The following is a 25,314-nucleotide window of genomic DNA, read 5'->3' as shown; positions in this document are numbered from 1 at the left end:
TCACAAGTGAGCGGGAGATATGTTGTTTTGGGAACATTCAGGGTTGTTATTTGATGCAATTCTATCAGTTGGCAACGATATGTTTTGTTACCTCCCGCAAAAAAATGCAATCCACATTAATTTGCAGTTTGGATTGTGATGCAAATAACATTTTCGTATGGGTGTACAAGTTCCCTCTCCCTTTTGGGGAGAGGGTTAGGGTGAGGGGGCGATTTTTAGCGACGACGATAGTTCTTCTGCGCCGTGTTCACCTTATACAGATAGCGACGGGATTCCGCAGACGGGTGGCGGGTGGTGAGGGTTGAGTAGACATCCCCCGGCGCCATGCTGTTGATGATGTTTGCGGCCTGCACTTTGTCATTCGAGAAGACGCGCAGCACGCTGCCCGCGCCGCCGTTATAGGCGGTGATCACCGCATAGCGGCGCGACGTTGGGTTATCAATTCCGCCCAGGTACACATTGTTCAGCATCGCCAGATAGGCCGTGCCGGTATCAATGTTGCTCTGCGGATCGAACAGATAGCTGCGGCTCGGCGTGCCGGATTTCCCCTGCGCGCGGAAGACGTCTTTACCGGCGCTGTGCTGCACAACCTGCATCAGCCCCAGGGCGTCGGAACGGCTTACCGCGTACGGGTTAAACGAGGATTCGGTCTGCATAATCGCCAGGATCAGCGACTCATCCACGCCGTACTTGCGCGAGGCCTGACGCACCATCCCAATGTACTTATGCGCACGCTTGTCTAGGTGGTTCGGGACGAGGTTGATGGTGACGCTGTAGATAATCTTCAAACCGTTAGAGCGGCTTTTCAGGCGCGTCTGCAGCAGGTAGTCGGCAAATTTCGTGGCGCGACCTTCCCAGCGGATCGGCTGGCCGGTCTGATCGACAACCTGGCCGTACAGGAACGGCTCTTTCGAGATAGTGATATCGTCGGCATCGGAGTAGAGATCGATTGAGCCAGGATCGTCACCCATCAGCAGGGTTTTGATAATCGCCTGACGCAGGCGCGCAGCAGGGTCAGTGCCTGCGATGGTTTCAACCGTGATCGTCCCCTCATCAAAGTTGATGTGGCTTCGGGTCTGATAGGCGTCGGTGTACTTAACGTAGTCCTTAGGTCCGGCAATAAGAACTTCGTTAAATCCCCATATATTCTCGATGTTGTGGGCAAACTGCCCCATCAAAATGTCAAAACCGTTGGTGTCCTTGATCCAGGCTTCGTTGTAATCTTCGCCTTTTTTTGACGAACACGAGACAAGCAACGGCGCAACAAGGGCTAGCGCTAAAAGTTTTTTCATCATTCCGGGAGTGCGTGTTGTGTTTGCTTTAACGGCGGGGTTTCCCCCGCACGCTGTTATTTTTCCGGTGGCGTATAGCCTTCGATGTGCACGTCTTTACCTTCGAACAGGAAGCTCATCATCTCCTGCTCCAGCAGCTTGCGGTGTTCCGGGTTCATCATGCTGAGTTTTTTCTCGTTGATCAGCATGGTCTGCTTTTTCTGCCACTGTCCCCAGGCTTCTTTGGAGATTTCATTGTAGATGCGTTTACCCAGGTCGCCCGGATAAAGCTGGAAATCCTGGCCTTCAGCGTCACGCTGCAGGAAAGTACAAAAAATCGTTCTGGCCATACTCATTCCTCTTTTTCTTGTCGATGCCAAACCATTGCACCGGCACGTAATTGCTGTAACAGGCGCTCCACGGGAGCCGCCAGTCCGACTGATGGCGGTTGCGCTAAGTTATACCAGAGAGCGGTGCCTTCATCCATGCACGAGGCAAATGACGACACGGGAAGCCACATGGGTACAATATCCAGGTGGAAATGGCTGAACGTATGGCGAAACGCGGTCAGCTGCGTCAGGTTATCGGCAGCAATCCCGCGCTGTTTAAGCCATTCACGCAGCAAATCTTCATCCTCAAACTGTGGGAAGCAGTATAGACCACCCCACAGACCGCTCGGTGGACGCTGGGCGAGGAAGACCTCGTCGCCGTGCTGCATCAGCAGCATATAGCCGGTGCGCTCCGGCAGCGTCTGTTTGGGTTTCTTACCCGGATATTGCGCCCATGAATGGTTGGCATACGCCACGCAGAGATTATTCACCGGGCAGAGTTCGCATTTTGGTTTTGAGCGCGTGCAGACCATCGCGCCGAGATCCATCATCGCCTGGTTGAAACGCTCGACGCCGTTGGCCGGGGTGACCGCTTCACTTATTTCCCAAAGGCGTTTCTCAACGTCCTTCTTCCCCGGCCAGCCGTCGACGGCGTAGCAGCGTGCCAGCACGCGCTTCACGTTGCCGTCGAGGATCGGGAAATGCTTCCCTAAAGACAAGGAGAGAATGGCGCCTGCGGTTGAACGTCCGACGCCGGGGAGATCGGCCACCTCATCGAAGGTTTCCGGGAACTTCCCGTTGTGGCGCGTCGCGACCTGCTGTGCGGCCTTGTGAAGGTTACGCGCGCGGGCGTAATAGCCAAGACCGGTCCAAAGGTGCAGGACCTCGTCCAGCGGCGCGTTGGCCAGATCGGTCACCGTCGGGAAGCGCGCCATAAAACGCTCGAAGTAAGGGATAACCGTGGCGACCTGCGTTTGTTGCAACATCACCTCGGAGAGCCATACTTTGTAAGGCGTTTTTTCAATTTGCCAGGGCAGGGTTTTACGCCCGTATTTGTCGTACCAGTCCAGCACCTGGGCTGAAAATTGAGAGGCTTGCATGGTCATCGATTCGCATAATCAGGGACGCAGATTGCAGCACAGCGTCAATCTGCTGTAAACCGGATCTTTCCCATGCTTGCATAGAAGCCTTAACTTTGGATAATGCCCGTTTCCCGAACATTCTCACAAGCAGACAACTCTTTTATGAAAAACGACGTCATTTCACCGGAATTTGATGAAAACGGTCGCCCGCTGCGCCGTATTCGCAGCTTTGTCCGCCGTCAGGGTCGCCTGACAAAAGGGCAGCAACATGCGCTGGACAACTACTGGCCGGTGATGGGCGTTGAGTTCAGCGAGCAGCCTCTGGACTTTACCGAACTGTTCGGCCGCGAAGCCCCCGTCACGCTGGAGATCGGGTTTGGTATGGGCACCTCGCTGGTGGCCATGGCGAAAGCGCGACCGGAGCAGAACTTCCTCGGTATCGAAGTCCACTCCCCGGGCGTGGGTGCATGCCTGGCAACGGCCCATGAAGAGGGCGTTGAGAACCTGCGCGTGATGTGTCACGACGCGGTGGAAGTGCTGCATAAAATGATTCCTGACAATTCTTTAACCATGGTTCAGCTCTTTTTCCCTGACCCGTGGCACAAAGCACGTCATAATAAACGCCGTATCGTTCAGGCGCCGTTTGCCGAGCTGGTGAAAAGTAAGCTGAAGCTGGGCGGTGTCTTCCATATGGCGACCGACTGGGAACCGTATGCAGAACATATGCTGGAAGTGATGTCGTCGCTGGACGGGTATAAAAACCAGTCTGAGAGCAACGACTATGTACCGCGTCCGGAATCGCGTCCGGTAACGAAATTTGAACAGCGTGGCCATCGTCTTGGTCACGGTGTATGGGACTTAATGTTCGAGAGGGTGAAATAATGGCAAAGAATCGTAGCCGTCGTCTGCGTAAAAAGATGCACATCGAAGAATTCCAGGAAGTGGGCTTCTCCGTTGCGTGGCGTTTCCCGGAAGGCACCAGTGTAGAACAGATCGATCAGGACGTGGATGCGTTCATCAATGACGTGATTGAGCCAAACAAGCTGGCCTTCGACGGTAGCGGTTACCTGGCCTGGGAAGGTCTGATCTGCACCCAGGAAGTGGGTAAATGCACTGAAGAACATCAGGCCCTGGTACGTAAATGGCTTGAAGACCACAAGCTCGAAGATGTCCGCGTCAGCGAACTTTTCGACGTTTGGTGGGACTAATAAAGCAGTAAGGGGCCAGCATTAGCTGGCCCATTTTGTCTGAGGGAGTGTTTAAGATGCGCAAAACGTTGCTGGCTGTTGCTTTGATGGCAACCGGATTCACCGCCCATGCGGATTATCAATGTAGCGTCACCCCGCGTGATGACGTGGTGTTAAGCCCGCAAACCGTGCAGGTCAAAGGCGAGAACGGCAATCTGGTGATTACGCCGGATGGTAACGTGACGTTTAACGGCAAGCCGCAAAACCTGACTGCCGCGCAGCGCGAGCAGGCGAAGGATTACCAGGCTGAGCTGCGTACCGCACTGCCGTGGATTAACGACGGCGCGCTGACCCGCGTTGAGAAAAGCCGCGTCGCGCTGGATAAGATCATTACTAAAGAAGTGGGTGAGAGCAGCAACATGCGCACCCGCCTGACGAAGCTGGACAAGCAGCTTAAAGAGCAGATGAACCGCATTATCGAGACGCGCACCGACGGCCTGACGTTCCACTACAAGGCGATCGATCAGGTCCGCGCTGACGGGCAGCAGCTGGTGAATCAGGCGATGGGCGGCATCCTGCAGGACAGCATCAACGAGATGGGCGCCAAAGCCGTGCTGAAGGGCGGCGGTAACCCGCTGCAGGGCGTGCTGGGCAGCCTGGGCGGTTTGCAGACCTCCATTCAGAACGAGTGGAAGAACCAGGAAGATGATTTCCAGCAGTTCGGCAAAGACGTGTGTAAACGCGTGGTGTCGCTGGAAGATAGCCGGAAGGCGCTGGTGGGGACGCTTAAGTAAGATCTCTGCGCGCTGGGCCCCTCACCCTAACCCTCTCCCCAAAGGGGCGAGGGGATGGTTTGCTCCCTCTCCCTTTCAGGGAGAGGGCCGGGGTGAGGGTTGCAGCGTTTGCAGGGTTTCAAGGATCTTTTCTAACACCGCCTCTTCGTTATCCCAGAGTTCGTTATTCCAGAATCGAATGACATGCCAACCTTTCTCGTTAAGCCAGCACGTTCTTTGACGATCGTATTTCTGTTCTTCATCATGTTGCCCGCCATCCAGCTCAACTGCCAGACGAGCCGCGCAGCAGGCGAAATCCAGAATGTAGTTTCCTACCGGATGCTGTCGGCGAAATTTATGATTTTCGAAACGGCGGCTGCGCAGTAGATACCAAAGCCGCCTTTCTTCTTTTGTTAGCTCACGTCTGAGCTGTTTTGCATAAGAACGAGTAATTTCCATCCCCACACTCTGCCAGCCTTTCCCTCAGCCGGCAGAGCGGGATGCAAAATCCTGAATAAGCCTTCAGGATTCTTCGGCGAGGAACAGCTCAAGAAGGGAGTTTAAGAACAGCTTGCCGTGCTCGGTGATCTGCCAGTATTCCTCACTCTCGGTGAGATACCCCTTGGCCAGCGCCTCGTCGATCTGCGGGCGAATCACCGACTCCGGCAGCCCGGTGTAACGCACAAATTCCGCGCGCGGCGCGGCTTCCAGCAGACGGAAGCGGTTCATGAAGAACTCAAACGGTTTATCCTCCGCCTCAACGTCGTGCTGACGCTCCAGGTAGCGGCCTTCCATGTATCCGCGCGGATGGCGGGTTTTGGCGGTGCGCAGAATGCGTCCGTCCGGGAAGGTCACCTTGCCGTGCGCGCCACAGCCAATTCCCAGATAGTCGCCAAAGCGCCAGTAGTTCAGGTTGTGCTGGCACTGATAGCCCGGCTTCGCATACGCGGACGTTTCATACTGCTGATAGCCCGCAGCGGTTAGAAGCCTGTGGCCCTGCTCGAAGATATCCCACAGCGCGTCGTCGTCCGGCAGCACCGGCGGGCGGGAACCGAACAGCGTGTTTGGCTCGATGGTGAGCTGATACCACGACAGGTGCGGCGGGTTCAGTTCGATCGCCTGGCGCAGGTCGTCCAGCGCCTCTTCCAGCGACTGATCCGGCAGGCCGTGCATCAGATCGAGGTTGAAGCTGCGAAGGCCCAGCCCGGTCGCCAGGTTTGCCGCGCGCTTCGCCTCTTCCGGGCCGTGAATGCGCCCCAGACGTTTTAGCTTCGGTTCGCTAAAGCTCTGCACGCCGATGGAGATGCGGTTCACGCCCGCGCGCTGATAGTCGACAAAACGGTCAGCCTCAACGGTGCCGGGGTTGGCTTCCATGGTAATTTCCGCATCCGCCGCCAGGTTCAGGCGCGCACGCACGCCGTCCAGCAGCGTCTGCATCGCCGGGCCGGACAGCAGGCTCGGCGTACCGCCACCAATGAAAATGGTCTTAACTTCACGTCCCTGTGCGTAAGCGACATCGGCGTCCAGGTCGGCCAGCAGGTGCGCAACGTAGTCATCGTGCGGCACTTCGCCCTTCAGCGCGTGCGAGTTGAAATCGCAGTACGGGCACTTCTGCACGCACCACGGGATGTGAATATACAGACTCAGAGGCGGCAAATTAGCCATTACGCAGTGTTTCCAGTAACAGTTTCAGCGCGCGTCCACGGTGGGAAATCGCGCTTTTCTCTTCGCGGGTCAGTTCCGCAGCGGTTTTGCCCTCGGTCGGGACAAAGAAAATCGGGTCGTAGCCAAAGCCGCCGTTGCCAGCCGCTTCACGGGTAATCACGCCCGGCCAGCTGCCGTGGCAGACGATCGGCGTCGGGTCTTCCGCGTGGCGCATATAGACCAGCACGCAGTGGAACTGCGCGGTGCGCTGTTCGTCCGGTACGTCTTTCAGGGCGACAAGCAGCTTTTCCAGATTCTGCTGATCGCTGGCGTCAACGCCGGAATAGCGCGCAGAGTAAATCCCCGGTGCACCGCCGAGAAAATCCACGGCCAGGCCGGAGTCGTCGGCAATCGCGGGCAGGCCAGTAATCTGCGCGGCGTGACGCGCTTTCAGGATCGCGTTTTCGATAAACGTCAGCCCCGTCTCTTCGGCGGACTCCACGCCAAGATCGGTCTGGGCGACCACGTCCAGCCCAAAATCATTTAATAGCGAGGCCAGCTCGCGCACTTTACCGGCGTTGCCGGTCGCGAGAACAACTTTCTGCATGGTTTAGTCCTGTTCTTTCAGAGCCGCGACTTCCGTCGGGATAGATTGCGGATTAAGGATTTTTACCTGTTTATGTCGCCCAAGTTCACCTTTTTCAATGATGACCTGGCTTTTGGCGACGCGAAACTGTTTTGCCAGATATTTGGTCAGATGCGCGTTCGCCTGGCCGTCAACCGGCGGGGCGGTGATGGCGACTTTTAACTCGTCGCCATGCAGCCCGACAATACCGTCACGGCTGGCTTTTGGCTGAATGTACAGCCGCAAAACCAGCCCGTCAGCGCAGGTGCTTACGGCACTCATAGCGCCATCCACAGCCCCGGCAGCAGCATATCGCCCGTGGACTGTAACAACTCAGCGATCCCCATATTAACCACGTACAGCAGCAGAACCAGGATCATCGGCGAGAAATCAATACCGCCCATCGAAGGCAGCAGGTTGCGAATCGGGCGCAGCAGCGGCTCGGCCAGTTGGATTAGCGCATATTCTACCGGACTACGCCCCTGGCTCACCCAGCTCATGATGGCCATGACCAGCAGCACCCAGAAAATCAGCAGGCCGATGGTTTTGATTAAAATCAGGACCGCAGCAATCCAGATAATCGGCTGGAAGGTGATGACCATAAACAGCACAATCGCTTTGATAACGCTCAGAATAAACGCCACCAGCAGAGACGAACTGTCGATGGGACCCATCGCCGGGATAATACGGCGCAGCGGTCCGACAACAGGTTGCGTGATTTTCACGACAAACTGCGAGAACGGATTGTAAAAATCACAGCGGGCCCACTGCATCCAGACGCGCAGCAAAAGCGCCATCGTATACAGCTCAAGCACTGTTGAGAGCAGGAAAGTCAACGTCTTCATGGCGTTCCTCAGGTTTCCTTATTATTTTGAGTAGTCGCGCGCACCGAATATTGCCGTACCGATGCGCACCATAGTGCTGCCTGCCGCGATGGCGGCTTCCATATCATCCGACATGCCCAGTGAAAGCGTGTCTACCGTGTTATAGCGCGCTTTAAGCGCCTCAAATGCTACAGCCATTTGCTGTGCCACGGCAAACTGCCTTTCATAACTTGACTCAGGTGCCGGAATGGCCATCAGCCCGCGCAGGGTTAAGCGCGACAGTTCGGCCACCTCGGCGGCCAGCGCGTCCAGCTCGCTCAGCGCGATGCCGGACTTGCTGTTTTCGTCGCTGATGTTGACCTGAATCAGCACGTTAAGCGCTGGCATTTCTGCCGGCCGCTGGTCATTCAGGCGGGTAGCAATACGCAGGCGATCGATGGTGTGGCACCAGTCGAAGTGTTCTGCCACCAGACGGCTTTTGTTCGACTGCAGGGGGCCAATAAAGTGCCACTGCAGATCCGTATTCCCCTGTTCCTGGAAGTAGCGAATTTTATCCACGCCTTCCTGAACGTAGTTTTCACCAAACGCCCGCTGGCCTGCATCAATGGCTTCTGCGATGGCGCTCGCAGGCTTGGTTTTGCTGACTGCAAGCAGCGTAATTTCTTCTGAAGCACGGCCGCAGCGCGCTGCGGCGGCTGAGATTTTGTCCCGGACCTGTGCCAGGTTATGCGCAATGTCGTTCATTTTCCGAGGAGTAGTCTATGGATGTGGAAGAAATTGTGGCCCTTAGTGTAAAGCATAACGTCTCCGATCTACACCTGTGCAGTGATTCGCCACCGCGCTGGCGCAGATTAGGTCGGCTTGAACCCGCTCCCTTTCCGCCTCCCGACGTTGGGGCGTTATTAAAAGCGTGGCTTAACGATGAGCAGCAGGGGATATGGTGGGCAAAGGGGCAGGTGGATTTTGCCGCGACGGTAACGGGAGGCCAGCGGCTGCGCGGCAGTGCCTTTAAGCAGATGAGAGGTGTCTCTTTGACGCTGCGGCTGTTGCCGCGTAGCTGCCCACAGCTCTCTTCGCTGGGCGCGCCGCGGGCGATCCCGGAACTGTTGTCCAATGACGCCGGGCTGATTCTGGTCACGGGGGCGACAGGCAGCGGCAAATCCACTACGCTGGCGGCGATGGTCGATTTTCTTAACCGCCATGCTGACGGCCATATCCTCACGCTTGAAGATCCGGTGGAGTTTATCTACCAGAGCGAACGTTGCCTGATCCAGCAGCGGGAAATAGGTCAGCACAGCCCGTCATTTGCCGAAGCGCTGCGCAGCGCCTTACGCCAGGATCCGGACGTTATTCTGCTGGGGGAGCTGCGCGACAGCGAAACGATCCGCCTGGCGCTGACGGCGGCGGAGACCGGACATCTGGTGCTGGCGACGCTGCACACGCGCGGGGCATCGCAGGCGATTGAACGGCTGGTCGATACGTTCCCGGCGCAGGAGAAAGATCCGGTGCGTAACCAGCTGGCCGGCAGCCTGCGGGCGGTGCTGGCGCAGAGGCTGCTTCCCGATCTACAGGGCGGGCGCGTCGCGTTGTATGAACTGCTGGTGAACACTGCGGCGGCGGCGAATTTGATTCGTGAAGGGAAAACGTGGCAACTGCCCGGGATCATTCAAACCGGTCAGCAGGCAGGAATGCAGAACTTTGACCAGAGCCTGGCGGAGAGACGGGCGCAGGGGCGGCTGTAGGCCCCTGTGGTTAAAAGCCCTGGTCGAAATAGCTTTCGAGGATGATGACGGCAGAAGCGGAGTCCACGCTGCCCTTGTTGAGCGCACGGAAGCCGCCGTGCTCAAACAGGCCCGCACGCGCTTCGACGGTGCTGAGACGCTCGTCGTGAAGCTTTACGGAGACGCCAAAGCGGCCATGGATTTTATTGGCGAACTTACGCGCCCGGGCGGTAAGCGGCTGTTCTGTGCCGTCCATGTTCAGCGGGAGCCCAACAATCACGTCATCCGGCTGCCACTCTTTAAGCAGACGTTCGATAAGATTCCAGTCTGGCGTGCCGTCATTAGCCTTCAGGGCCGTAAGCGGACGCGCGGTACCGGTGATGCGCTGACCCACGGCGACGCCAATGCTTTTGGTACCAAAATCGAAGGCCAGAAGCGTTCCGCTCATCAGGCGTGCCCCGCTACGCCAGGCATGGTCAGGATATCAATGCCAATCAGTTTCGCCGCGTCACGCCAGCGATCGGCGATAGGGGTTTTAAACAGGATATTCATGTCCGCAGGCGCCGTAAGCCAGGCGTTATCGAGGATCTCTTGCTCAAGCTGGCCTTTCTCCCACGACGAATAGCCCAGCGCCACCAGCACTTCAGAAGGCTGCTCAGCGGTGCCCAGCGTTTCAAGCACGTCGCGCGAGGTTGTGATGACGGTGTTATCCGAAATTCGAATGCTGGAAGAGAATACCGGCGGCGTATGCAGGATAAAGCCGCGATCTTCTGCAAGAGGTCCACCCAGCATCACCGGTTTATCAAGCCGGATTTCCGGCAGTCGCGCTTCAGCCGGTATTTTCAGCTTGTCCAGAATTCCTTCAACCTGAAGATTTTCCAGTGGTTTATTGATGATAATACCCATCGCGCCGTCTTCATTGTATTCACAAATATAAACCACGGCGCGGCGAAAAATCGGGTCCTGGAGAGCAGGCATGGCAATAAGAAAGTGATGCTGTAAATTCATTGTCAGAGGTACTGTTTCCTGGTTTAAAAAGCGACAGCGCCCAGTATGGGGACAAACACAGGCGCTGTCACTAATAGTATTGTTAGGTTATTTCTGTAAACGTTTTTCGATAGCGTCCATCAGCATTCCGGTGATCGAAATCGGGAATTCCGCTTCGATTTCACGAATGCAGGTCGGGCTGGTGACGTTCACTTCGGTCAGACGATCGCCGATGATATCCAGGCCAACGAAGATCAGGCCTTTGGCTTTCAGCGTTGGGCCAACGCGGCGGGCAATTTCCCAGTCGCTTTCGGTCAGCGGGCGCGGCTCACCGCGGCCACCGGCAGCCAGGTTCCCACGAGTTTCGCCACCCTGCGGGATACGCGCCAGGCAGTAAGGAACCGGTTCGCCATCTACCACCAGAACGCGCTTATCGCCGTCTTTAATCGCAGGAATATAGTTCTGCGCCATGCAGTAGCGCGTGCCCAGTTCGGTCAGCGTTTCGGCAATCACGCCAATGTTCGGGTCGCTCTCCTTAACGCGGAAAATCGACGCGCCGCCCATGCCGTCCAGCGGCTTCATGATGATATCGCCGTGCTTCTGCCAGAATTCTTTCAGCTGCGCTTTGCTGCGGGTCACCAGGGTTTCCGGCGTCAGGTCAGAGAACCAGGCGGTGTATAGCTTCTCGTTGCAGTCGCGCAGGCTCTGCGGCTTGTTGACGATCAGCGTGCCTTTCTCTTCTGCACGCTCAAGGATGTAGGTGCTGTAAATGTATTCGGTGTCGAACGGCGGATCTTTACGCATCAGGATGACGTTGAGATCGGCCAGGGCAATATCCTGCTCGGTGCCAAACTCGTACCATTTGTCGTAGTTCTGCTCGACGTTAACGATGCGGGTGCGGGCGCGAGCTTCACCGTTGATCAGGTAAAGATCGTTCATCTCCATATAGTGGAGTTCATAGCCGCGACGCTGCGCTTCCAGCAGCATGGCGAAGCTGGAATCTTTCTTGATGTTAATGTTTGCGATGGGGTCCATCACGATGCCGAGCTTGATCATGTTCTTCTCCGTTAATGCTTCAACCCAGATCGCCAAACCGTACCTGTAGCGCGGTAATGGCCGTGAGTGCCGTTGTCTCAGTGCGCAGAACGCGAGGTCCCAACAGAATATCAGTAAACTGGTAACGTGCCGTCATCGCAATTTCGTCCGCCGACAGGCCGCCTTCGGGGCCAATCAGCAGGCGTACGCGCTCAACGGGCAGGGGCAGCGTATTGATGCTGGCGCTGGCGCGCGGATGAAGATTGAGCTTCAGCCCGTTCTCCTCTTCTGCACACCAGTCCTCCAGATCCATCGCCGGGCGGATCTCCGGAATACGGTTGCGGCCACTCTGTTCGCAAGCCGCAATGGCAATTTTCTGCCACTGCTGGATCTTTTTGTTCAGACGTTCCGCATCCAGTTTAACGCCACAGCGCTCAGAAAAAAGTGGCGTAATGAGGCTTACACCCAGTTCAATGGATTTCTGTATGGTGAACTCCATTTTCTCGCCGCGCGACATCACCTGGCCCAGATGGATATGCAGCGGTGATTCCCGATCATCCACTTCGCCACGCAGGACGTTAACGTGTACGCTTTTTTTATCAGACCGCGTGATTTCCGCGTCGAAAACCTGGTTCGAGCCGTCGAACAGCTGTATTGCCTGGCCTGCGCCCATGCGCAGCACGCGGCCAACGTGGTTGGCGGCGTCATCAGACAAGGCGATTTCACGGCCTGCGGTAATCAGTTCAGGATGGTAAATGCGGGGAATGCGCATAGTCAGAAATTCCATGTGTCATGCGATATAAGCGAATTGCCGTAGTGTAGGTTAGCTCTTTTGCGCCTGGCAAGCCCGCTGGACGTAAGGGTTGTGATTCCCCTGGACTCTGGCGATACGTTCGTCGCGTTGGCATTCCCACTCCGTTACCGGGTACTGCTTGTCCCAGGCGTTGAACAGCTGCGTCTGCTGGCGGGAGAGATTGAGTTCGTAACGGTCACGCATATAGAAGTAGGTGCGGGCAATGCTGCCACGCGCGCGGGCAGGGGGCTCGGCGACTTTCTCTTTAAAATCAACCTTCATACCGCACTGGCCGTACTGGCCTTCGCCACCGTTCCACTGGCTGTACATGAAATTACCCCGGTCTCCGTTCACTTCACCTACGGCAGGCTGCAGGTTATGCATATCGCTTTCCATCTGGCGATAAACCGGATCTTTGGCGCAGTTTTTACGTCCGCCATCCTGCCAGCACTGGCGCTGGTGGCCAAACTGCCAGGCCGGAACGACATGTTCCCATTCAATGCGGCTGGCGCGGTTTTCGTTTTTACGCACCTTATAGCCGCAGGACTCAAGGTCAACGACCCCTTTTTTACCCTGCCAGTTAATTTTACAGCCGCAGTAAAAATCCCCCGGCACATCGGCGTTTACCTTCACGCCTGCTGCCTTGGCCTGGGAAAAACTGTTGATACCGTCGGCCAGAGCATGGCCTGAGAGCGCCGTCGTCAGAAAGGCGACCGCGAGAGAAAAATTACGGGACATCTTACACTCCGTGTCAAAACGAGCCCGCAACGTAACGAATGTTGTTCCCGTATGCAATCAGTCAGATCAGGAAAGTTCCTGAAAGTTCAGATGATTATTCCGCAATCAGCGGCTCGCCGCATTTGACGCAGCGGTAGGTCGCCTCGCCGCGCACCACGCGATTATGGCGGCGGACGGTAAGCTGGTGCAGCTGACACTGGCAGCGGTAGGGGAAGGTATTGCGGCGCACCGATTCCAGCTCGAACTGATGGGTACGGCGTGCCGGAACGCCGAGCACCGCTTCCATCATCCACTTCCACTCTTTTCCGTGGGGCGCGACGCGTCCGAAGTGTTTCCACACCAGCAGATGCGCCAGCTCGTGCGGTACCACTTCCTCGATAAACTCCTGCTGGTTTTCCATCATAAGCACCGGGTTAAGACGGATCTCATACGGCTCGAGCCAGGCGGTACCCGCCGCGGTTCCGCGCTGCTGATAAACGATCTTAGGTTCAGGGTAATTACGGCCGAGCTTCAGGTTCGCCTGGGCGAGTTTTTCCCGCAGGCTGCGCATAACGGCTTGCTGAACGGCAATGGGGAGACGGGGTGCTTTCATAGGGGCAGAGCATAAAGCGCGAAGCGGGGAGGCGCAAGAGGCGCCTCCCGCATGAGGATTAGTCGTGGGCGCCGATTTCGCGCAGCGGACGACCTTTCATCAGGTTACGTTCAATATGTTCCAGAGAAACGTGTTTGGTTTCTGGAACCAGCCAGATTGTCAGCACAATAAAGAAGATGTTCAGACCAGCGTAGACCCAGAAGGTGTTCGCGTTGCCCAGGGTATTGAGCATGGTCAGGAACGTTGCGCCGACGATCATGTTGGCAATCCAGTTGGTTGCGGTAGAGCAGGTGATACCAAAATCACGCCCTTTCAGCGGCTGGATCTCAGAGCACAGTACCCAAATCAGCGGGCCGGCGCTCATCGCAAACCCGACGATGAACATCAGCAGCATGCCGACCGCAAAGTACTGGGCGGTTGGTGAGTGAATGCCCACATGCATCATGGTACCGAGGACACCCATACCGGCTGCCATCACCAGGAAGCCCAGCGTCAGCGTTGGCTTACGTCCCCAGCGATCCACCAGACCGATGGCGATAAAGGTCGCCAGCACGTTGGTCAGACCCACGATGACGGTCCCCCACATTTGTTCGGTGGTGTTGGTATAGCCCGCCAGCTCAAAGATTTTCGGCGCGTAATACATGATGACGTTCATCCCGGTGAACTGCTGCATCACCTGAAGCAGTACGCCAAGGAACACCGCGCGGCGGAAGTTGCTGTTCTCTTTAAACAGCGCCCAGCCGGACTGTTTGACCTTCAGGCTTTCGCGGATCTCTTCCAGTTCGTTTTTCGCTTCGGCGCTGGTGTCGCGCAGGCGCATCAGTACGCGTTCGGCATCGTGGAATCGACGTTTGGCGGCGAACCAGCGCGGGCTGTCCGGCAGGAAGAAGACGCCAATCAGCAGCAGAATGGCCGGGATGATGATCACGCCGAGCATCCAGCGCCATGCGCCGCTGTAGCTAAACGCGGTATCGGAAAGGTACGCGCCCAAAATACCGATGGTGATCATGAGCTGGTACATCGAAATCATACTGCCGCGGATTTTCTCCGGCGCGATTTCAGACAGGTAAAGCGGGGCGGTATAGGACGCCACGCCCACGGCCAGACCGAGCAGCACGCGGGAAACCAGCAGGACCTCAACGTTAGGCGCAGCGGCAGAGAAGAGTGAACCGGCAACGAACAGGATCGCGCCGATCATCAGGCTCTTTTTACGCCCGAGCTTGAAGGAGAGCCAGCCGCTGCCGACGGCACCGACGGCAGCGCCAAACATCATGGAGCTGACCACCCACTCCTGGGTGTGAGCGCTGATCTGGAACTCGTCAGTAATGAAAGGTAATGCACCGGCAATAACGCCGATATCCAGGCCAAAAAGTAATCCTGCCAGGGCGGCGAGGAAACAGACGAAGAATGTCATCGCCTTGTTGGACGTACGCCCCTGTTTTTTATTGTCAGGCATTATGCCCTCCAGTTGGGTTATCAGTTTTATTGATGTAAAGGGTAGGTGAGTGACCCGTAAAAATATGTGAGATTAATCACATAGGTGTAATCGGTTACACTATCGTGCAACCGTAAAAATAATTAAAGCTTTGAAAATATAGAGGTAAACGAGGTGATGTGCATCGCGAAAGAACACATTTCAGACTTAACTGAAAGGCGATGTAACAGCAGAAGAAAGGCGATCATGCAAAGAGAATATTCTGAAAGCGAGACGCATCCGGTGCGGTGTAATCGATTCCATATGTGCGCCTTTGCGGCGCCACCCGACAAAAAAAGCCAGCCCGAAGGCTGGCCTTTTATCACGCAGATGTCAGTCGATTACTTCAGACCGGCAGCTTCACGCAGCAGGGCGGCTTTGTCGGTTTTTTCCCATGGGAAATGTTCACGACCAAAGTGACCGTATGCAGCGGTTTCTTTGTAGATTGGGTGCAGCAGATCCAGCATCTGAATCAGGCCGTATGGACGCAGGTCGAAGAACTCGCGCACCAGCAGAGTCAGCTGTTCTGAAGGCACTTTCTCTGTACCGAAGGTTTCAACCATGATGGAGGTTGGCTCAGCTACGCCGATCGCGTAGGAAACCTGGATCTCACAGCGGTCAGCCAGGCCGGCGGCAACGATGTTTTTCGCCACATAACGCGCCGCGTACGCCGCAGAACGGTCAACTTTAGACGGATCTTTACCGGAGAACGCACCGCCACCGTGGCGCGCCATACCGCCGTAGGTATCAACGATGATTTTACGACCGGTCAGGCCGCAGTCACCCATTGGGCCGCCGATAACGAAGCGTCCGGTTGGGTTGATGAAGAATTTGGTCGCAGAGCTCAGCCATTCGGTCGGCAGAACCGGCTTGATGATCTCTTCCATCACTGCTTCCTGCAGGGATTTCTGATCGATATCTTCGGAGTGCTGGGTAGACAGAACCACCGCGTCAATCCCGACGATTTTACCGTCGTCGTACTGGAAAGTGACCTGGCTTTTCGCATCCGGGCGCAGCCACGGCAGGGTGCCGTTTTTACGCACTTCAGCCTGACGCTGCACCAGACGGTGTGCGTAGGTGACCGGTGCTGGCATCAGCACGTCGGTTTCGTTGGTTGCATAGCCGAACATCAGGCCCTGGTCGCCCGCGCCCTGTTCCAGCGGATCGGCACGGTCAACGCCCTGGTTGATGTCTGGAGACTGTTTGCCAATCGCGCTCAGAACCGCGCAGGAGTTGGCATCAAAGCCCATATCAGAATGCACATAGCCGATCTCACGCACCGTGTTACGGGTGATCTCTTCGATATCAACCCATGCGCTGGTGGTGATCTCACCGCCAACCAGAACCATGCCGGTTTTGACATAGGTTTCGCACGCTACGCGCGCTTTTGGATCCTGCGCCAGGATCGCATCCAGCACCGCATCGGAGATTTGGTCAGCAATTTTATCAGGATGTCCTTCTGATACGGACTCGGACGTAAACAGGTGTTTTGCCATGTTTTATTTCACCTAAGAGGAATTTGGTTAGCTCAAGCTGCTGTGTGGAATAGCCAAAGGAGATAATTCTACCAAGGCCTGCAGGTTTTTGACACTGGCAGTATGAGTGTTAATCAGTATAGATGGATTAACATCTGGATGGCTATTTTAGGTCACTTCTTCGCCCGATTTCCAGTTTTTTTTGACTAACCTCTCACTCAGTTGAAATTGCGGCTGGCAATAATTCCTGACGGCACCGGCAACACGCACATTTATCTTTTGCTTTTTACCCCTGTTCTCGGTATAAAACGCGGCGCGCGGCTCATATAAAATAAGCGCTCGATGAACTCATCGTGTCGCCACTTCCAGCCGGGTTAAGCAGTGAACTTTTAGCTTTGGCTTGTGGTCCGTTTCAGCAGAGGCGGCCGTGGAGGTGATACGAGATAATGAACCATCGTTTTCCGCACATTCAGCGCAGCCGTTCTGGCGCGTATTTGATTCCCGCAACCCGCATTTCTAGTCTGCAAACCTGCCGATGTTATACCCATCTCGGCGCTTCTCAGGATTCCAGGGCCGGTCACGCTTTGTGAAAACTGAACAAGGGCGCTCTTGTTAATACAAGAGTTTTCTCGTGGTTTCGCCGAACCTTGTCATACAGAGTTCGGATACGTGTTTTACAATGATATGAATAAGAAACCGGTCGCACGGTCTGGTTTTCAGCATACTCTGCTGGGAAACGGAGCCGTTTATGGGTTGTTATCGCCGTATAACGCTGCGATAGTAGTCAACTGTTTTACACTTATTACAAAGAGTTGAGGTTCGCTATGTCTGACGACATGTCTTCTTTTTCGCCTTCGTCAGCGGGCGAACAGGGTGTACTACGTTCTATGCAGGAGGTTGCGATGAGCTCCGAGGAAGCCAGCAAGATGCTGCGCACTTACAATATTGCCTGGTGGGGCAATAACTACTATGACGTCAACGAACTGGGCCACATCAGCGTCTGCCCGGATCCAGACGTCCCTGAAGCGCGCGTGGATCTCGCGAAACTGGTGAAAGCCCGTGAGGCTCAGGGCCAGCGTTTGCCTGCACTATTCTGCTTCCCGCAGATCCTGCAACATCGCCTGCGTTCTATTAACGCCGCGTTCAAGCGCGCGCGTGAGTCCTACGGTTATAAAGGCGACTATTTCCTGGTTTACCCGATCAAGGTGAACCAGCACCGCCGCGTGATTGAATCCCTGATCCACTCCGGCGAGCCGCTGGGCCTGGAAGCAGGCTCCAAAGCGGAGCTGATGGCAGTTCTGGCGCATGCGGGCATGACCCGTTCAGTGATCGTCTGTAACGGCTATAAAGACCGTGAATACATTCGTCTGGCGCTGATTGGCGAAAAGATGGGCCACAAGGTCTATCTGGTTATCGAAAAGATGACCGAAATCGCCATCGTGCTGGAAGAGGCCGAACGACTGAACGTGGTGCCGCGCCTTGGCGTGCGTGCGCGTCTGGCGTCACAAGGTTCCGGTAAATGGCAGTCCTCCGGCGGCGAGAAATCCAAGTTCGGCCTGGCGGCAAACCAGGTGCTGCAGCTGGTGGAAATCCTGCGCGAGCGCGGTCGTCTGGACAGCATTCAGCTGCTGCACTTCCACCTCGGCTCGCAGATGGCCAATATTCGCGACATCGCCACCGGCGTGCGTGAATCCGCGCGTTTCTACGTTGAGCTGCACAAGCTCGGCGTGAATATTCAGTGCTTCGACGTGGGCGGCGGCCTCGGCGTGGACTACGAAGGGACCCGCTCGCAGTCTGACTGCTCGGTGAACTACGGCCTGAACGAATACGCGAACAACATCATCTGGGCGATCGGCGATGCCTGTGAAGAGAACGGCCTGCCGCATCCGACTGTGATCACCGAATCCGGTCGCGCGGTCACCGCGCACCATACGGTGCTGGTTTCTAACATCATCGGCGTTGAGCGTAGCGAAATCTCCGAGGCAACGCCTCCGGCAGACGATGCCCCGCGTTCCCTGCAAAGCATGTGGGAAACCTGGCAGGAGATGCACGAGCCGGGCACGCGTCGTTCCCTGCGCGAATGGCTGCACGACAGCCAGATGGACCTGCACGATATTCACGTGGGTTATTCTTCAGGCACCTTCAGCCTGCAGGAGCGCGCGTGGGCGGAGCAGCTTTACCTGAACATGTGCCATGAAGTGCAGAAACAGCTCGACCCGAGCAACCGCGCGCACCGTCCGATTATCGACGAGCTGCAGGAGCGTATGGCGGATAAGATTTACGTCAACTTCTCGCTGTTCCAGTCGATGCCGGATGCCTGGGGTATCGACCAGCTGTTCCCTGTTCTGCCGCTGGAAGGGCTGAACCACGCGCCGGAACGCCGTGCGGTGCTGCTGGACATCACCTGTGACTCCGACGGTGCCATCGACCACTACGTCGACGGCGACGGTATCGCAACGACGATGCCAATGCCGGAATACGACCCGGAGAACCCGCCGATGCTGGGCTTCTTTATGGTCGGCGCGTATCAGGAGATCCTTGGCAACATGCACAACCTGTTCGGTGATACCGAAGCGGTGGACGTGTTCGTGTTCCCTGACGGCAACGTGGAAATCGAGCTGTCCGATGAAGGGGATACCGTGGCGGACATGCTGGAATACGTTCAGCTGGATCCGAAAAAACTGCTCACCCAGTTCCGCGATCAGGTGAAAAACACCGGGCTGGACGATGCGCTCCAGCAGCAGTTCCTGGAAGAGTTTGAAGCTGGTCTGTACGGGTATACCTACCTGGAAGACGAGTAGGAAAACCGCCCTCTCCCTGTGGGAAAGGGCGGGGTGAGGGCATCAGACCGCACAATGCCCTATACTCATTTGAACCCGTATGAATTACCGGCGATAATTCGCCCCAATAAGCGATTTACGAATCAATCCCTTCCTCGTCGGGTTTAACGACGCGGAGGGGATTTTTTTTCATCTGTTTTTAATGTATCGACTTTAAAAGAGGTCAGGACATGAGCACTTTAGGTCATCAGTACGATAACTCTCTGGTATCTAACGCGTTTGGTTTTTTACGCCTTCCGATGAACTTCCAGCCGTACGACAGCGACGCTGACTGGGTGATCACCGGCGTGCCGTTCGATATGGCAACATCTGGCCGCGCGGGTGGTCGTCACGGCCCGGCAGCGATCCGTCAGGTTTCAACTAACCTGGCCTGGGAGCATAACCGCTTCCCGTGGAACTTCGACATGCGCGAGCGCCTGAACGTGGTGGACTGCGGTGACCTGGTGTACGCCTTCGGCGACGCGCGTGAGATGAGCGAGAAGCTGCAGGCGCACGCCGAGAAGCTGCTGGCTGCCGGTAAGCGCATGCTCTCCTTCGGCGGCGACCACTTCGTGACCCTGCCGCTGCTGCGCGCCCATGCGAAGCACTTCGGTAAAATGGCGCTGGTGCACTTCGATGCACATACCGACACCTACGCGAACGGCTGTGAGTTTGACCACGGCACCATGTTCTTCACCGCGCCGAACGAAGGTCTGATCGACCCGAACCACTCCGTGCAGATCGGCATTCGCACCGAGTTCGACAAAGATAACGGTTTCACCGTGCTTGATGCTGGCCAGGTTAACGATCGCGGCGTGGACGACATCATCGCTCAGGTGAAGCAGATCGTGGGTGATATGCCCGTGTATCTGACCTTCGACATCGACTGTCTGGATCCGGCATTTGCACCGGGCACCGGTACGCCGGTCATCGGCGGCTTGACCTCAGATCGTGCCATCAAGCTGGTGCGTGGCCTGAAGGATCTGAACATTGTCGGGATGGACGTGGTGGAAGTGGCGCCTGCGTATGACCAGTCCGAGATCACCGCGCTGGCCGCAGCGACCCTGGCACTGGAAATGCTCTACATTCAGGCAGCCAAAAAAGGCGAGTAAGCCTCGCCTTGCGTGAAAAAAAACCTCTCTCTTGAGAGGTTTTTTATTGTCTTTAGAACACGTTAAACGGGTATTCCACGTAAGCGCGGATCTCGTCCCCGCCCACGTTGTACTCGCTGGCGTTGCTGGAGACGCGCAGGACGGAGTAGCGCAGTTTCAGCTTCAGATCCTTCGCAGGACCATCCTGCACCTGGTACTGGATCTGGTTAAACCACTCGTGCTCTTTGCCGTTGCTGGTTTCAGAGGTTTTGATGTTATCGCCGCGCACGTAGGCGGTGGTCCAGCTCAGGCCCGGTAAGCCAAGGCCGCCAAAGTCCAGACCGTAGGATGCCTGCCAGGAACGTTCATCTTCGCCGTTAAAATCAGACCAGTAGGAGTTCGCCAGCCAGATGGTGTTACCGCCGTCACCCACGCCGCCCTTGTCGCGATAGCCGCCGTAGTTGTAGCCGGTGCTGCCGCTGCTCTGCTGGTAAGCCACTTTGAACGTGTGAATGTCCCAGATGTAGCTCGCCGCCAGGCTCCAGATAGTGTTGCTGCGGCCCGTGTCGAGGCTGTCCGCGTAACCCTGGTCCAGACGGGAGTTATAGCCGTTGAAGTCGAGTACCAGCTGCTGCCCGGTGCTGAACGGCTGTTTGAAGTTCATGCCCAGGTACTGCTTGTTCATTACCTCTTCATTATGAGAGGCGTACAGCGCGCCGCTGAACTGGTCGTTAAACTGATAGCTCGCACCGCCGAAGGAGAGGCTCTTCAGCCCGCTGTCGTGGCGGTCATCGCTTTTACGCTGCTCGTCGGTGAAGTAACCAGCGTTGACTTCCAGACCGTCGATCTCTTTCGAGGTCAGCATGGTGCCGGTGTAGCTTTCAAACAGCAGGCGAGAGCTGTCGGCATTGATGATAGGCAGCTCAGGACGCTGATTCCCGTAGCTCAGCACGGTGTTTGATATGCGCATTTTGGCGGTGGCGCCAAACTTTGCCAGATCGGATTTTGCCCGGCCATCATCTTCCTGTTTAAAGAAGTCGATGCCGCCTGCGCCGCTTTTGCCACGGCCGCCGTCCAGGCGCACGCCGTATTGAGCAATACCGTCTACACCAAAGCCCACCAGCCCTTCGGTATAGCCGGATGCAAAGGTGGCGATGATCCCCTGACCCCATTCGGCTTTGTCCTGCTGGCCCTGATGGTAGTCGCGGCTGATATACGCATTGCGTAAAAACAGATCCAGATGGCTGTCGTCAATAAAACCCTGGCTGTCGGATTGCTGGCTAGCAGCGGCAGGTAATGCGGCAAATAAACTTAAAGCAATTAATGATAATTCTTTTTTCACGGAGGGAACGTCTCTGTCTGGATATAGTAATTTGAATAACTGCGGGCGTGATAATTACCGGAAAAAGAGACCTTTGCAATAATTATGTGACCAGATATTTCAATGCGATAGGGCAGATTTGGCGGGGCTTTTAGAGGTGTTATCGATACGTGCTGTTAAGTTAACAATTCATGCGAAATAAAAAGGAGGCAAAATTGCCTCCTTCTGAAATTATTTAATTCCGTCTGCGGCCATACGGTCGCGAATATGCTGTGCGCGCTCTTCTGAGGCAGGGTGATCGTCAAACATGGAGCTTTGGCGTCCCGCTTCAAGCTTGGCCAGCTTTTCGAAGCTGGTGGCTAAACCTGATGGGTTAATGCCGCGTTTGCGCAACAGATCGTAGGAGTAGTCATCCGCCTCGGACTCCTGACGCTGTGAGAACTGAGAGTTAACCAGCTTTTCACCCACGTCCCCAAGCTGTGACTGCGACAGGCTGCCAACGATACCGCCCGCAGAGGCCGCCGCTGCGCGGATGGCATTGGTGCCCAGGGCAACCTGCATCCCTTTCTTCACGTGGCCCAGGGCAACGTGGCCCATTTCGTGGCCGATCACCGCTTCCACTTCGTTGTCGGTCATCATGTCCATCAGCCCGCTATAGACGCGGATACAGCCGTTCGCCATCGCGAAGGCGTTCACGTCTTTCGCCATATACACCTTGTAGTTCACCGGCTGGCCGTTGATGTTGTCGCCCAGCGCGGAAGCAATCTTATTCAGACGCTGCGTGTAGGTACTGTTAGCCGGCGCAAGCGTGGCTTTTCCGTCCATATCTTTACAGGCCTGGTCGCTCAGCGCTTTAACCTGCGCATCGCTCAGGGAATAGGCCTGAAAGGCCTCTGCGCCTGACGTCATCAGACCGTTAGAATCCATATTCTGACAGCCGCTCAGCAGGAGCGTTGTACCCAGGGCCAGCACTATTGCACGCATTTTCATGAGGTTGCTTCCGTACTCGTTAAACTGAATAAAATCCGAAAAGGGCACCGTCAGCGAAGCCGGTGTCGGGCTAAGTATAAGGAATATCTGCAGGGCCGGGCGAGCAGATTGCGCAACATGCGAGCATGATCCAGAGATTTCTTAACAAGCAAAAGAATGCTCCATGTACATGACTTGCGGCTTGGGTTACATTGTTGGCACTTTTTTCCGGCGTAGCCCAAAACGCGCTGTCGTCAAGGGCATGGCCTTTAACAGTCCGATCTGGAGTTAAAATGTCCTCACGTAAAGAGCTTGCTAATGCTATTCGTGCGCTGAGCATGGACGCAGTACAGAAAGCCAAATCCGGCCACCCAGGGGCTCCTATGGGTATGGCTGATATCGCCGAAGTCCTGTGGCGTGATTTCCTGAACCACAACCCGCAGAACCCGTCATGGGCTGACCGCGACCGCTTCGTGCTGTCCAACGGCCACGGCTCTATGCTGATCTATAGCCTGCTGCACCTCACCGGCTACGATCTGCCAATTGAAGAGCTGAAAAACTTCCGTCAGCTGCACTCTAAAACTCCAGGTCACCCGGAAGTGGGTTACACCGCTGGCGTAGAAACCACCACCGGCCCGCTGGGTCAGGGTATTGCTAACGCTGTGGGTATGGCGATTGCTGAGAAGACGCTGGCGGCGCAGTTCAACCGTCCTGGTCACGATATCGTTGACCACTTCACCTACGCGTTCATGGGCGACGGCTGCATGATGGAAGGCATTTCTCACGAAGTGTGCTCCCTGGCAGGTACCCTGAAGCTGGGCAAACTGGTTGCGTTCTATGACGACAACGGTATCTCCATCGACGGTCACGTTGAAGGCTGGTTCACCGACGACACCGCTGCACGTTTCGAAGCCTACGGCTGGCACGTAGTGCGTGGCGTTGATGGTCACGATGCTGACTCGATTAAACGTGCAGTGGAAGAAGCGCGCGCGGTGACGGACAAACCGTCCCTGCTGATGTGCAAAACCATCATCGGCTTCGGCTCCCCGAACAAAGCGGGTACTCACGACTCCCACGGTGCGCCATTGGGTGATGCGGAAATCGCACTGACCCGCGAAGCGCTGGGTTGGAAACACCCTGCATTCGAAATTCCATCTGAGATCTACGCTCAGTGGGATGCAAAAGAAGTAGGCCAGGCGAAAGAAGCGGCCTGGAACGAGAAATTCGCTGCCTATGCGAAAGCGTTCCCGCAGGAAGCGGCTGAATTCACCCGTCGTATGAAAGGTGATATGCCGTCTGACTTCGACGCTAAAGCGAACGAATTCATCGCTAAGCTGCAGGCTAACCCGTCTAAAATCGCGAGCCGTAAAGCGTCTCAAAATGCGATTGAAGCGTTCGGCCCATGGCTTCCAGAATTCCTGGGCGGCTCCGCTGACCTGGCGCCATCTAACCTGACCCTGTGGTCTGGTTCTAAGCCAATCAACGAAGATACTGCCGGTAACTACATCCATTACGGTGTACGTGAATTCGGTATGACCGCGATTGCCAACGGTATCTCCCTGCACGGTGGTTTCCTGCCGTACACCTCTACCTTCCTGATGTTCGTTGAATACGCACGTAACGCCGTGCGTATGGCCGCGCTGATGAAACAGCGTCAGGTGATGGTCTACACCCACGACTCCATCGGTCTGGGCGAAGATGGCCCAACTCACCAGCCGGTAGAGCAGGTGGCTTCCCTGCGCGTGACCCCGAACATGAGCACATGGCGTCCATGTGACCAGGTTGAATCCGCGGTAGCGTGGAAATACGGCGTTGAGCGTCAGGACGGTCCAACCGCGCTGATCCTCTCCCGTCAGAACCTGGCACAGCAGGAGCGTACGCCTGAGCAGCTGGCGAACATCGCTCGCGGTGGTTACGTGCTGAAAGATTGCGCGGGCCAGCCGGAGCTTATCTTCATCGCCACCGGTTCTGAAGTTGAACTGGCGGTTGCAGCGTGGGAAAAACTGACTGCCGAAGGCGTGAAAGCGCGCGTGGTCTCCATGCCGTCTACCGACGCGTTCGACAAGCAGGATGCCGCTTACCGTGAATCCGTGCTGCCTAAAGCGGTTTCCGCTCGCGTGGCAGTGGAAGCGGGTATCGCTGACTACTGGTTCAAATACGTGGGCCTGAACGGCGCTATCGTCGGTATGACCACCTTCGGTGAATCTGCTCCTGCAGAACAGCTGTTCGAAGAGTTCGGCTTCACCGTTGAGAACGTTGTCGCGAAAGCGAAAGAACTGCTGTAATTGCTGTTTTGCCCGGTGGCGCGCTAGCGCTTACCGGGCCTACAAATGGCTCGAAAGTAGGTCGGGTAAGCGCTAGCGCGCCACCCGGCTTTTTTGTAGGCATTATTCCACCTAAAATGTGACGCAAGTCATATAGCGCGCTTATTCATCTGGACAGACATTCCTTTTATTCCCCGATTCGCTTATTCTTGCTGAAGCGTTTCAGTCGATTAAATGTTCGACAATTGACCAATCAATCGCAGTTTGTGACAGCAAGGATTCCCCTTCGGGCGTAGCTGG

Annotated in this window: 28 protein-coding genes; 9 read left to right on the top strand and 19 right to left on the bottom strand. The window is 56.0% G+C overall.

Annotated features, from left to right (window positions below):
- Positions 1-215: 215 nt before the first annotated feature.
- Genes mltC through mutY form a run of 3 tightly spaced genes read right to left on the bottom strand, consistent with a single transcriptional unit; the run spans position 216 to position 2,700 of the window.
- Entirely contained in the window at positions 216-1,292 is a 1,077-nt protein-coding gene (mltC, locus tag ACMGGX_RS06080; RefSeq protein ID WP_047646327.1) for a membrane-bound lytic murein transglycosylase MltC, read from the bottom strand.
- Positions 1,293-1,348: 56 nt separating this feature from the next.
- Positions 1,349-1,621 (bottom strand): oxidative damage protection protein, encoded by a 273-nt coding sequence (locus ACMGGX_RS06075; protein ID WP_248193972.1) that lies wholly within the window; start codon positions 1,619-1,621, stop codon positions 1,349-1,351.
- Positions 1,622-1,623: 2 nt separating this feature from the next.
- On the bottom strand, positions 1,624-2,700 hold the full coding sequence (mutY, locus tag ACMGGX_RS06070; RefSeq protein ID WP_420298167.1) for an A/G-specific adenine glycosylase: 1,077 nt from the start codon (positions 2,698-2,700) through the stop codon (positions 1,624-1,626).
- Positions 2,701-2,844: 144 nt separating this feature from the next.
- Here mutY and trmB point away from each other — a divergent pair, with 144 nt between their 5' ends.
- From trmB to ACMGGX_RS06055, 3 genes are read left to right on the top strand one after another with little or no spacing between them, the layout of a single operon-like run.
- A complete protein-coding gene (gene trmB, locus ACMGGX_RS06065; protein WP_033146613.1) occupies positions 2,845-3,564 on the top strand; it encodes a tRNA (guanosine(46)-N7)-methyltransferase TrmB in 720 nt (239 codons plus the stop codon).
- The gene (locus tag ACMGGX_RS06060; RefSeq protein WP_014885198.1) at positions 3,564-3,890 is read left to right on the top strand and encodes a YggL family protein; all 327 of its coding nucleotides are present in this window, start codon (positions 3,564-3,566) and stop codon (positions 3,888-3,890) included. The genes trmB and ACMGGX_RS06060 overlap by 1 nt, the downstream gene beginning before the upstream one ends.
- Positions 3,891-3,946: 56 nt before the next feature.
- Entirely contained in the window at positions 3,947-4,663 is a 717-nt protein-coding gene (locus ACMGGX_RS06055; RefSeq protein ID WP_023309135.1) for a DUF2884 domain-containing protein, read from the top strand.
- Positions 4,664-4,738: 75 nt separating this feature from the next.
- Here the strand turns inward: ACMGGX_RS06055 and ACMGGX_RS06050 are convergent, their stop codons facing one another.
- The 6 genes from ACMGGX_RS06050 to ACMGGX_RS06025 all read right to left on the bottom strand — a co-directional run bounded on the left by ACMGGX_RS06050 (position 4,739) and on the right by ACMGGX_RS06025 (position 8,479).
- Entirely contained in the window at positions 4,739-5,101 is a 363-nt protein-coding gene (locus ACMGGX_RS06050) for an endonuclease domain-containing protein (RefSeq protein ID WP_074166707.1), read from the bottom strand.
- A 63-nt stretch (positions 5,102-5,164) separates the two neighbouring features.
- Positions 5,165-6,307: a radical SAM family heme chaperone HemW gene (gene hemW / locus ACMGGX_RS06045; RefSeq protein WP_348561793.1), complete on the bottom strand. Its 1,143-nt coding sequence runs from the start codon at positions 6,305-6,307 to the stop codon at positions 5,165-5,167.
- Positions 6,300-6,893 carry an XTP/dITP diphosphatase gene (locus tag ACMGGX_RS06040; protein WP_420298166.1) on the bottom strand — a complete coding sequence of 198 codons (594 nt, stop codon included), beginning with the start codon at positions 6,891-6,893 and terminating at the stop codon, positions 6,300-6,302. Before ACMGGX_RS06040 ends, hemW begins: the two co-directional genes overlap by 8 nt.
- A gap of 3 nt (positions 6,894-6,896) precedes the next feature.
- Entirely contained in the window at positions 6,897-7,193 is a 297-nt protein-coding gene (gene yggU / locus ACMGGX_RS06035; protein ID WP_023309131.1) for a DUF167 family protein YggU, read from the bottom strand.
- Complete coding sequence (locus ACMGGX_RS06030) at positions 7,190-7,756, bottom strand: YggT family protein (protein ID WP_023309130.1); 567 nt, start codon at positions 7,754-7,756, stop codon at positions 7,190-7,192. Before ACMGGX_RS06030 ends, yggU begins: the two co-directional genes overlap by 4 nt.
- Before the next feature lie 21 nt (positions 7,757-7,777).
- Complete coding sequence (locus ACMGGX_RS06025) at positions 7,778-8,479, bottom strand: YggS family pyridoxal phosphate-dependent enzyme (RefSeq protein ID WP_420298165.1); 702 nt, start codon at positions 8,477-8,479, stop codon at positions 7,778-7,780.
- Between the two features lie 17 nt (positions 8,480-8,496).
- Here ACMGGX_RS06025 and ACMGGX_RS06020 point away from each other — a divergent pair, with 17 nt between their 5' ends.
- Positions 8,497-9,477: a type IV pilus twitching motility protein PilT gene (locus tag ACMGGX_RS06020; RefSeq protein WP_420298164.1), complete on the top strand. Its 981-nt coding sequence runs from the start codon at positions 8,497-8,499 to the stop codon at positions 9,475-9,477.
- 10 nt (positions 9,478-9,487) lie between these two features.
- Here the strand turns inward: ACMGGX_RS06020 and ruvX are convergent, their stop codons facing one another.
- The 8 genes from ruvX to metK all read right to left on the bottom strand — a co-directional run bounded on the left by ruvX (position 9,488) and on the right by metK (position 16,571).
- Entirely contained in the window at positions 9,488-9,904 is a 417-nt protein-coding gene (gene ruvX / locus ACMGGX_RS06015) for a Holliday junction resolvase RuvX (protein WP_029739223.1), read from the bottom strand.
- Positions 9,904-10,464 (bottom strand): YqgE/AlgH family protein, encoded by a 561-nt coding sequence (locus ACMGGX_RS06010; RefSeq protein ID WP_008499752.1) that lies wholly within the window; start codon positions 10,462-10,464, stop codon positions 9,904-9,906. The genes ruvX and ACMGGX_RS06010 overlap by 1 nt, the downstream gene beginning before the upstream one ends.
- An 87-nt stretch (positions 10,465-10,551) precedes the next feature.
- Entirely contained in the window at positions 10,552-11,499 is a 948-nt protein-coding gene (gene gshB, locus ACMGGX_RS06005) for a glutathione synthase (RefSeq protein ID WP_029739222.1), read from the bottom strand.
- A gap of 19 nt (positions 11,500-11,518) precedes the next feature.
- On the bottom strand, positions 11,519-12,250 hold the full coding sequence (gene rsmE / locus ACMGGX_RS06000) for a 16S rRNA (uracil(1498)-N(3))-methyltransferase (RefSeq protein ID WP_063439817.1): 732 nt from the start codon (positions 12,248-12,250) through the stop codon (positions 11,519-11,521).
- Positions 12,251-12,301: 51 nt separating this feature from the next.
- Positions 12,302-13,009: a deoxyribonuclease I gene (gene endA, locus ACMGGX_RS05995; protein WP_063439816.1), complete on the bottom strand. Its 708-nt coding sequence runs from the start codon at positions 13,007-13,009 to the stop codon at positions 12,302-12,304.
- Between the two features lie 94 nt (positions 13,010-13,103).
- On the bottom strand, positions 13,104-13,601 hold the full coding sequence (locus tag ACMGGX_RS05990) for a SprT family zinc-dependent metalloprotease (protein WP_420298163.1): 498 nt from the start codon (positions 13,599-13,601) through the stop codon (positions 13,104-13,106).
- Between the two features lie 58 nt (positions 13,602-13,659).
- A complete protein-coding gene (galP, locus tag ACMGGX_RS05985; protein ID WP_023309123.1) occupies positions 13,660-15,057 on the bottom strand; it encodes a galactose/proton symporter in 1,398 nt (465 codons plus the stop codon).
- A 359-nt stretch (positions 15,058-15,416) separates the two neighbouring features.
- Positions 15,417-16,571 carry a methionine adenosyltransferase gene (metK, locus tag ACMGGX_RS05980; RefSeq protein WP_010435443.1) on the bottom strand — a complete coding sequence of 385 codons (1,155 nt, stop codon included), beginning with the start codon at positions 16,569-16,571 and terminating at the stop codon, positions 15,417-15,419.
- Positions 16,572-16,996: 425 nt separating this feature from the next.
- Between metK and ACMGGX_RS05975 the strand changes: the two genes are divergently transcribed.
- From ACMGGX_RS05975 to speB, 4 genes are all read left to right on the top strand, one after another.
- Positions 16,997-17,140 (top strand): hypothetical protein, encoded by a 144-nt coding sequence (locus ACMGGX_RS05975; RefSeq protein ID WP_419095317.1) that lies wholly within the window; start codon positions 16,997-16,999, stop codon positions 17,138-17,140.
- A gap of 94 nt (positions 17,141-17,234) precedes the next feature.
- A complete protein-coding gene (gene yqgB / locus ACMGGX_RS05970; RefSeq protein ID WP_127341063.1) occupies positions 17,235-17,366 on the top strand; it encodes an acid stress response protein YqgB in 132 nt (43 codons plus the stop codon).
- Positions 17,367-17,374: 8 nt separating this feature from the next.
- Positions 17,375-19,351 carry a biosynthetic arginine decarboxylase gene (gene speA / locus ACMGGX_RS05965; RefSeq protein ID WP_023309121.1) on the top strand — a complete coding sequence of 659 codons (1,977 nt, stop codon included), beginning with the start codon at positions 17,375-17,377 and terminating at the stop codon, positions 19,349-19,351.
- Positions 19,352-19,560: 209 nt separating this feature from the next.
- Positions 19,561-20,481, top strand: coding sequence for an agmatinase (gene speB, locus ACMGGX_RS05960; RefSeq protein ID WP_014071686.1), 921 nt, complete (start codon positions 19,561-19,563; stop codon positions 20,479-20,481).
- Positions 20,482-20,533: 52 nt separating this feature from the next.
- On the opposite strand, the gene ACMGGX_RS05955 is transcribed toward speB, so the two are convergent.
- Positions 20,534-21,802 carry an OprD family outer membrane porin gene (locus tag ACMGGX_RS05955; protein WP_047650175.1) on the bottom strand — a complete coding sequence of 423 codons (1,269 nt, stop codon included), beginning with the start codon at positions 21,800-21,802 and terminating at the stop codon, positions 20,534-20,536.
- Between the two features lie 210 nt (positions 21,803-22,012).
- The gene (locus ACMGGX_RS05950) at positions 22,013-22,771 is read right to left on the bottom strand and encodes a M48 family metallopeptidase (protein ID WP_021242066.1); all 759 of its coding nucleotides are present in this window, start codon (positions 22,769-22,771) and stop codon (positions 22,013-22,015) included.
- Between the two features lie 272 nt (positions 22,772-23,043).
- Between ACMGGX_RS05950 and tkt the strand changes: the two genes are divergently transcribed.
- The gene (gene tkt, locus ACMGGX_RS05945) at positions 23,044-25,035 is read left to right on the top strand and encodes a transketolase (protein ID WP_045355615.1); all 1,992 of its coding nucleotides are present in this window, start codon (positions 23,044-23,046) and stop codon (positions 25,033-25,035) included.
- The last annotated feature ends 279 nt before the right edge of the window (positions 25,036-25,314 follow it).

Source organism: Enterobacter sp. BNK-29, assembly GCF_048684785.1.
Lineage (GTDB): Bacteria > Pseudomonadota > Gammaproteobacteria > Enterobacterales > Enterobacteriaceae > Enterobacter > Enterobacter cloacae_M.
The sequence above is the reverse complement of the archived record's forward strand: the minus strand, read 5'-3'. Positions and strand labels throughout refer to the sequence as shown.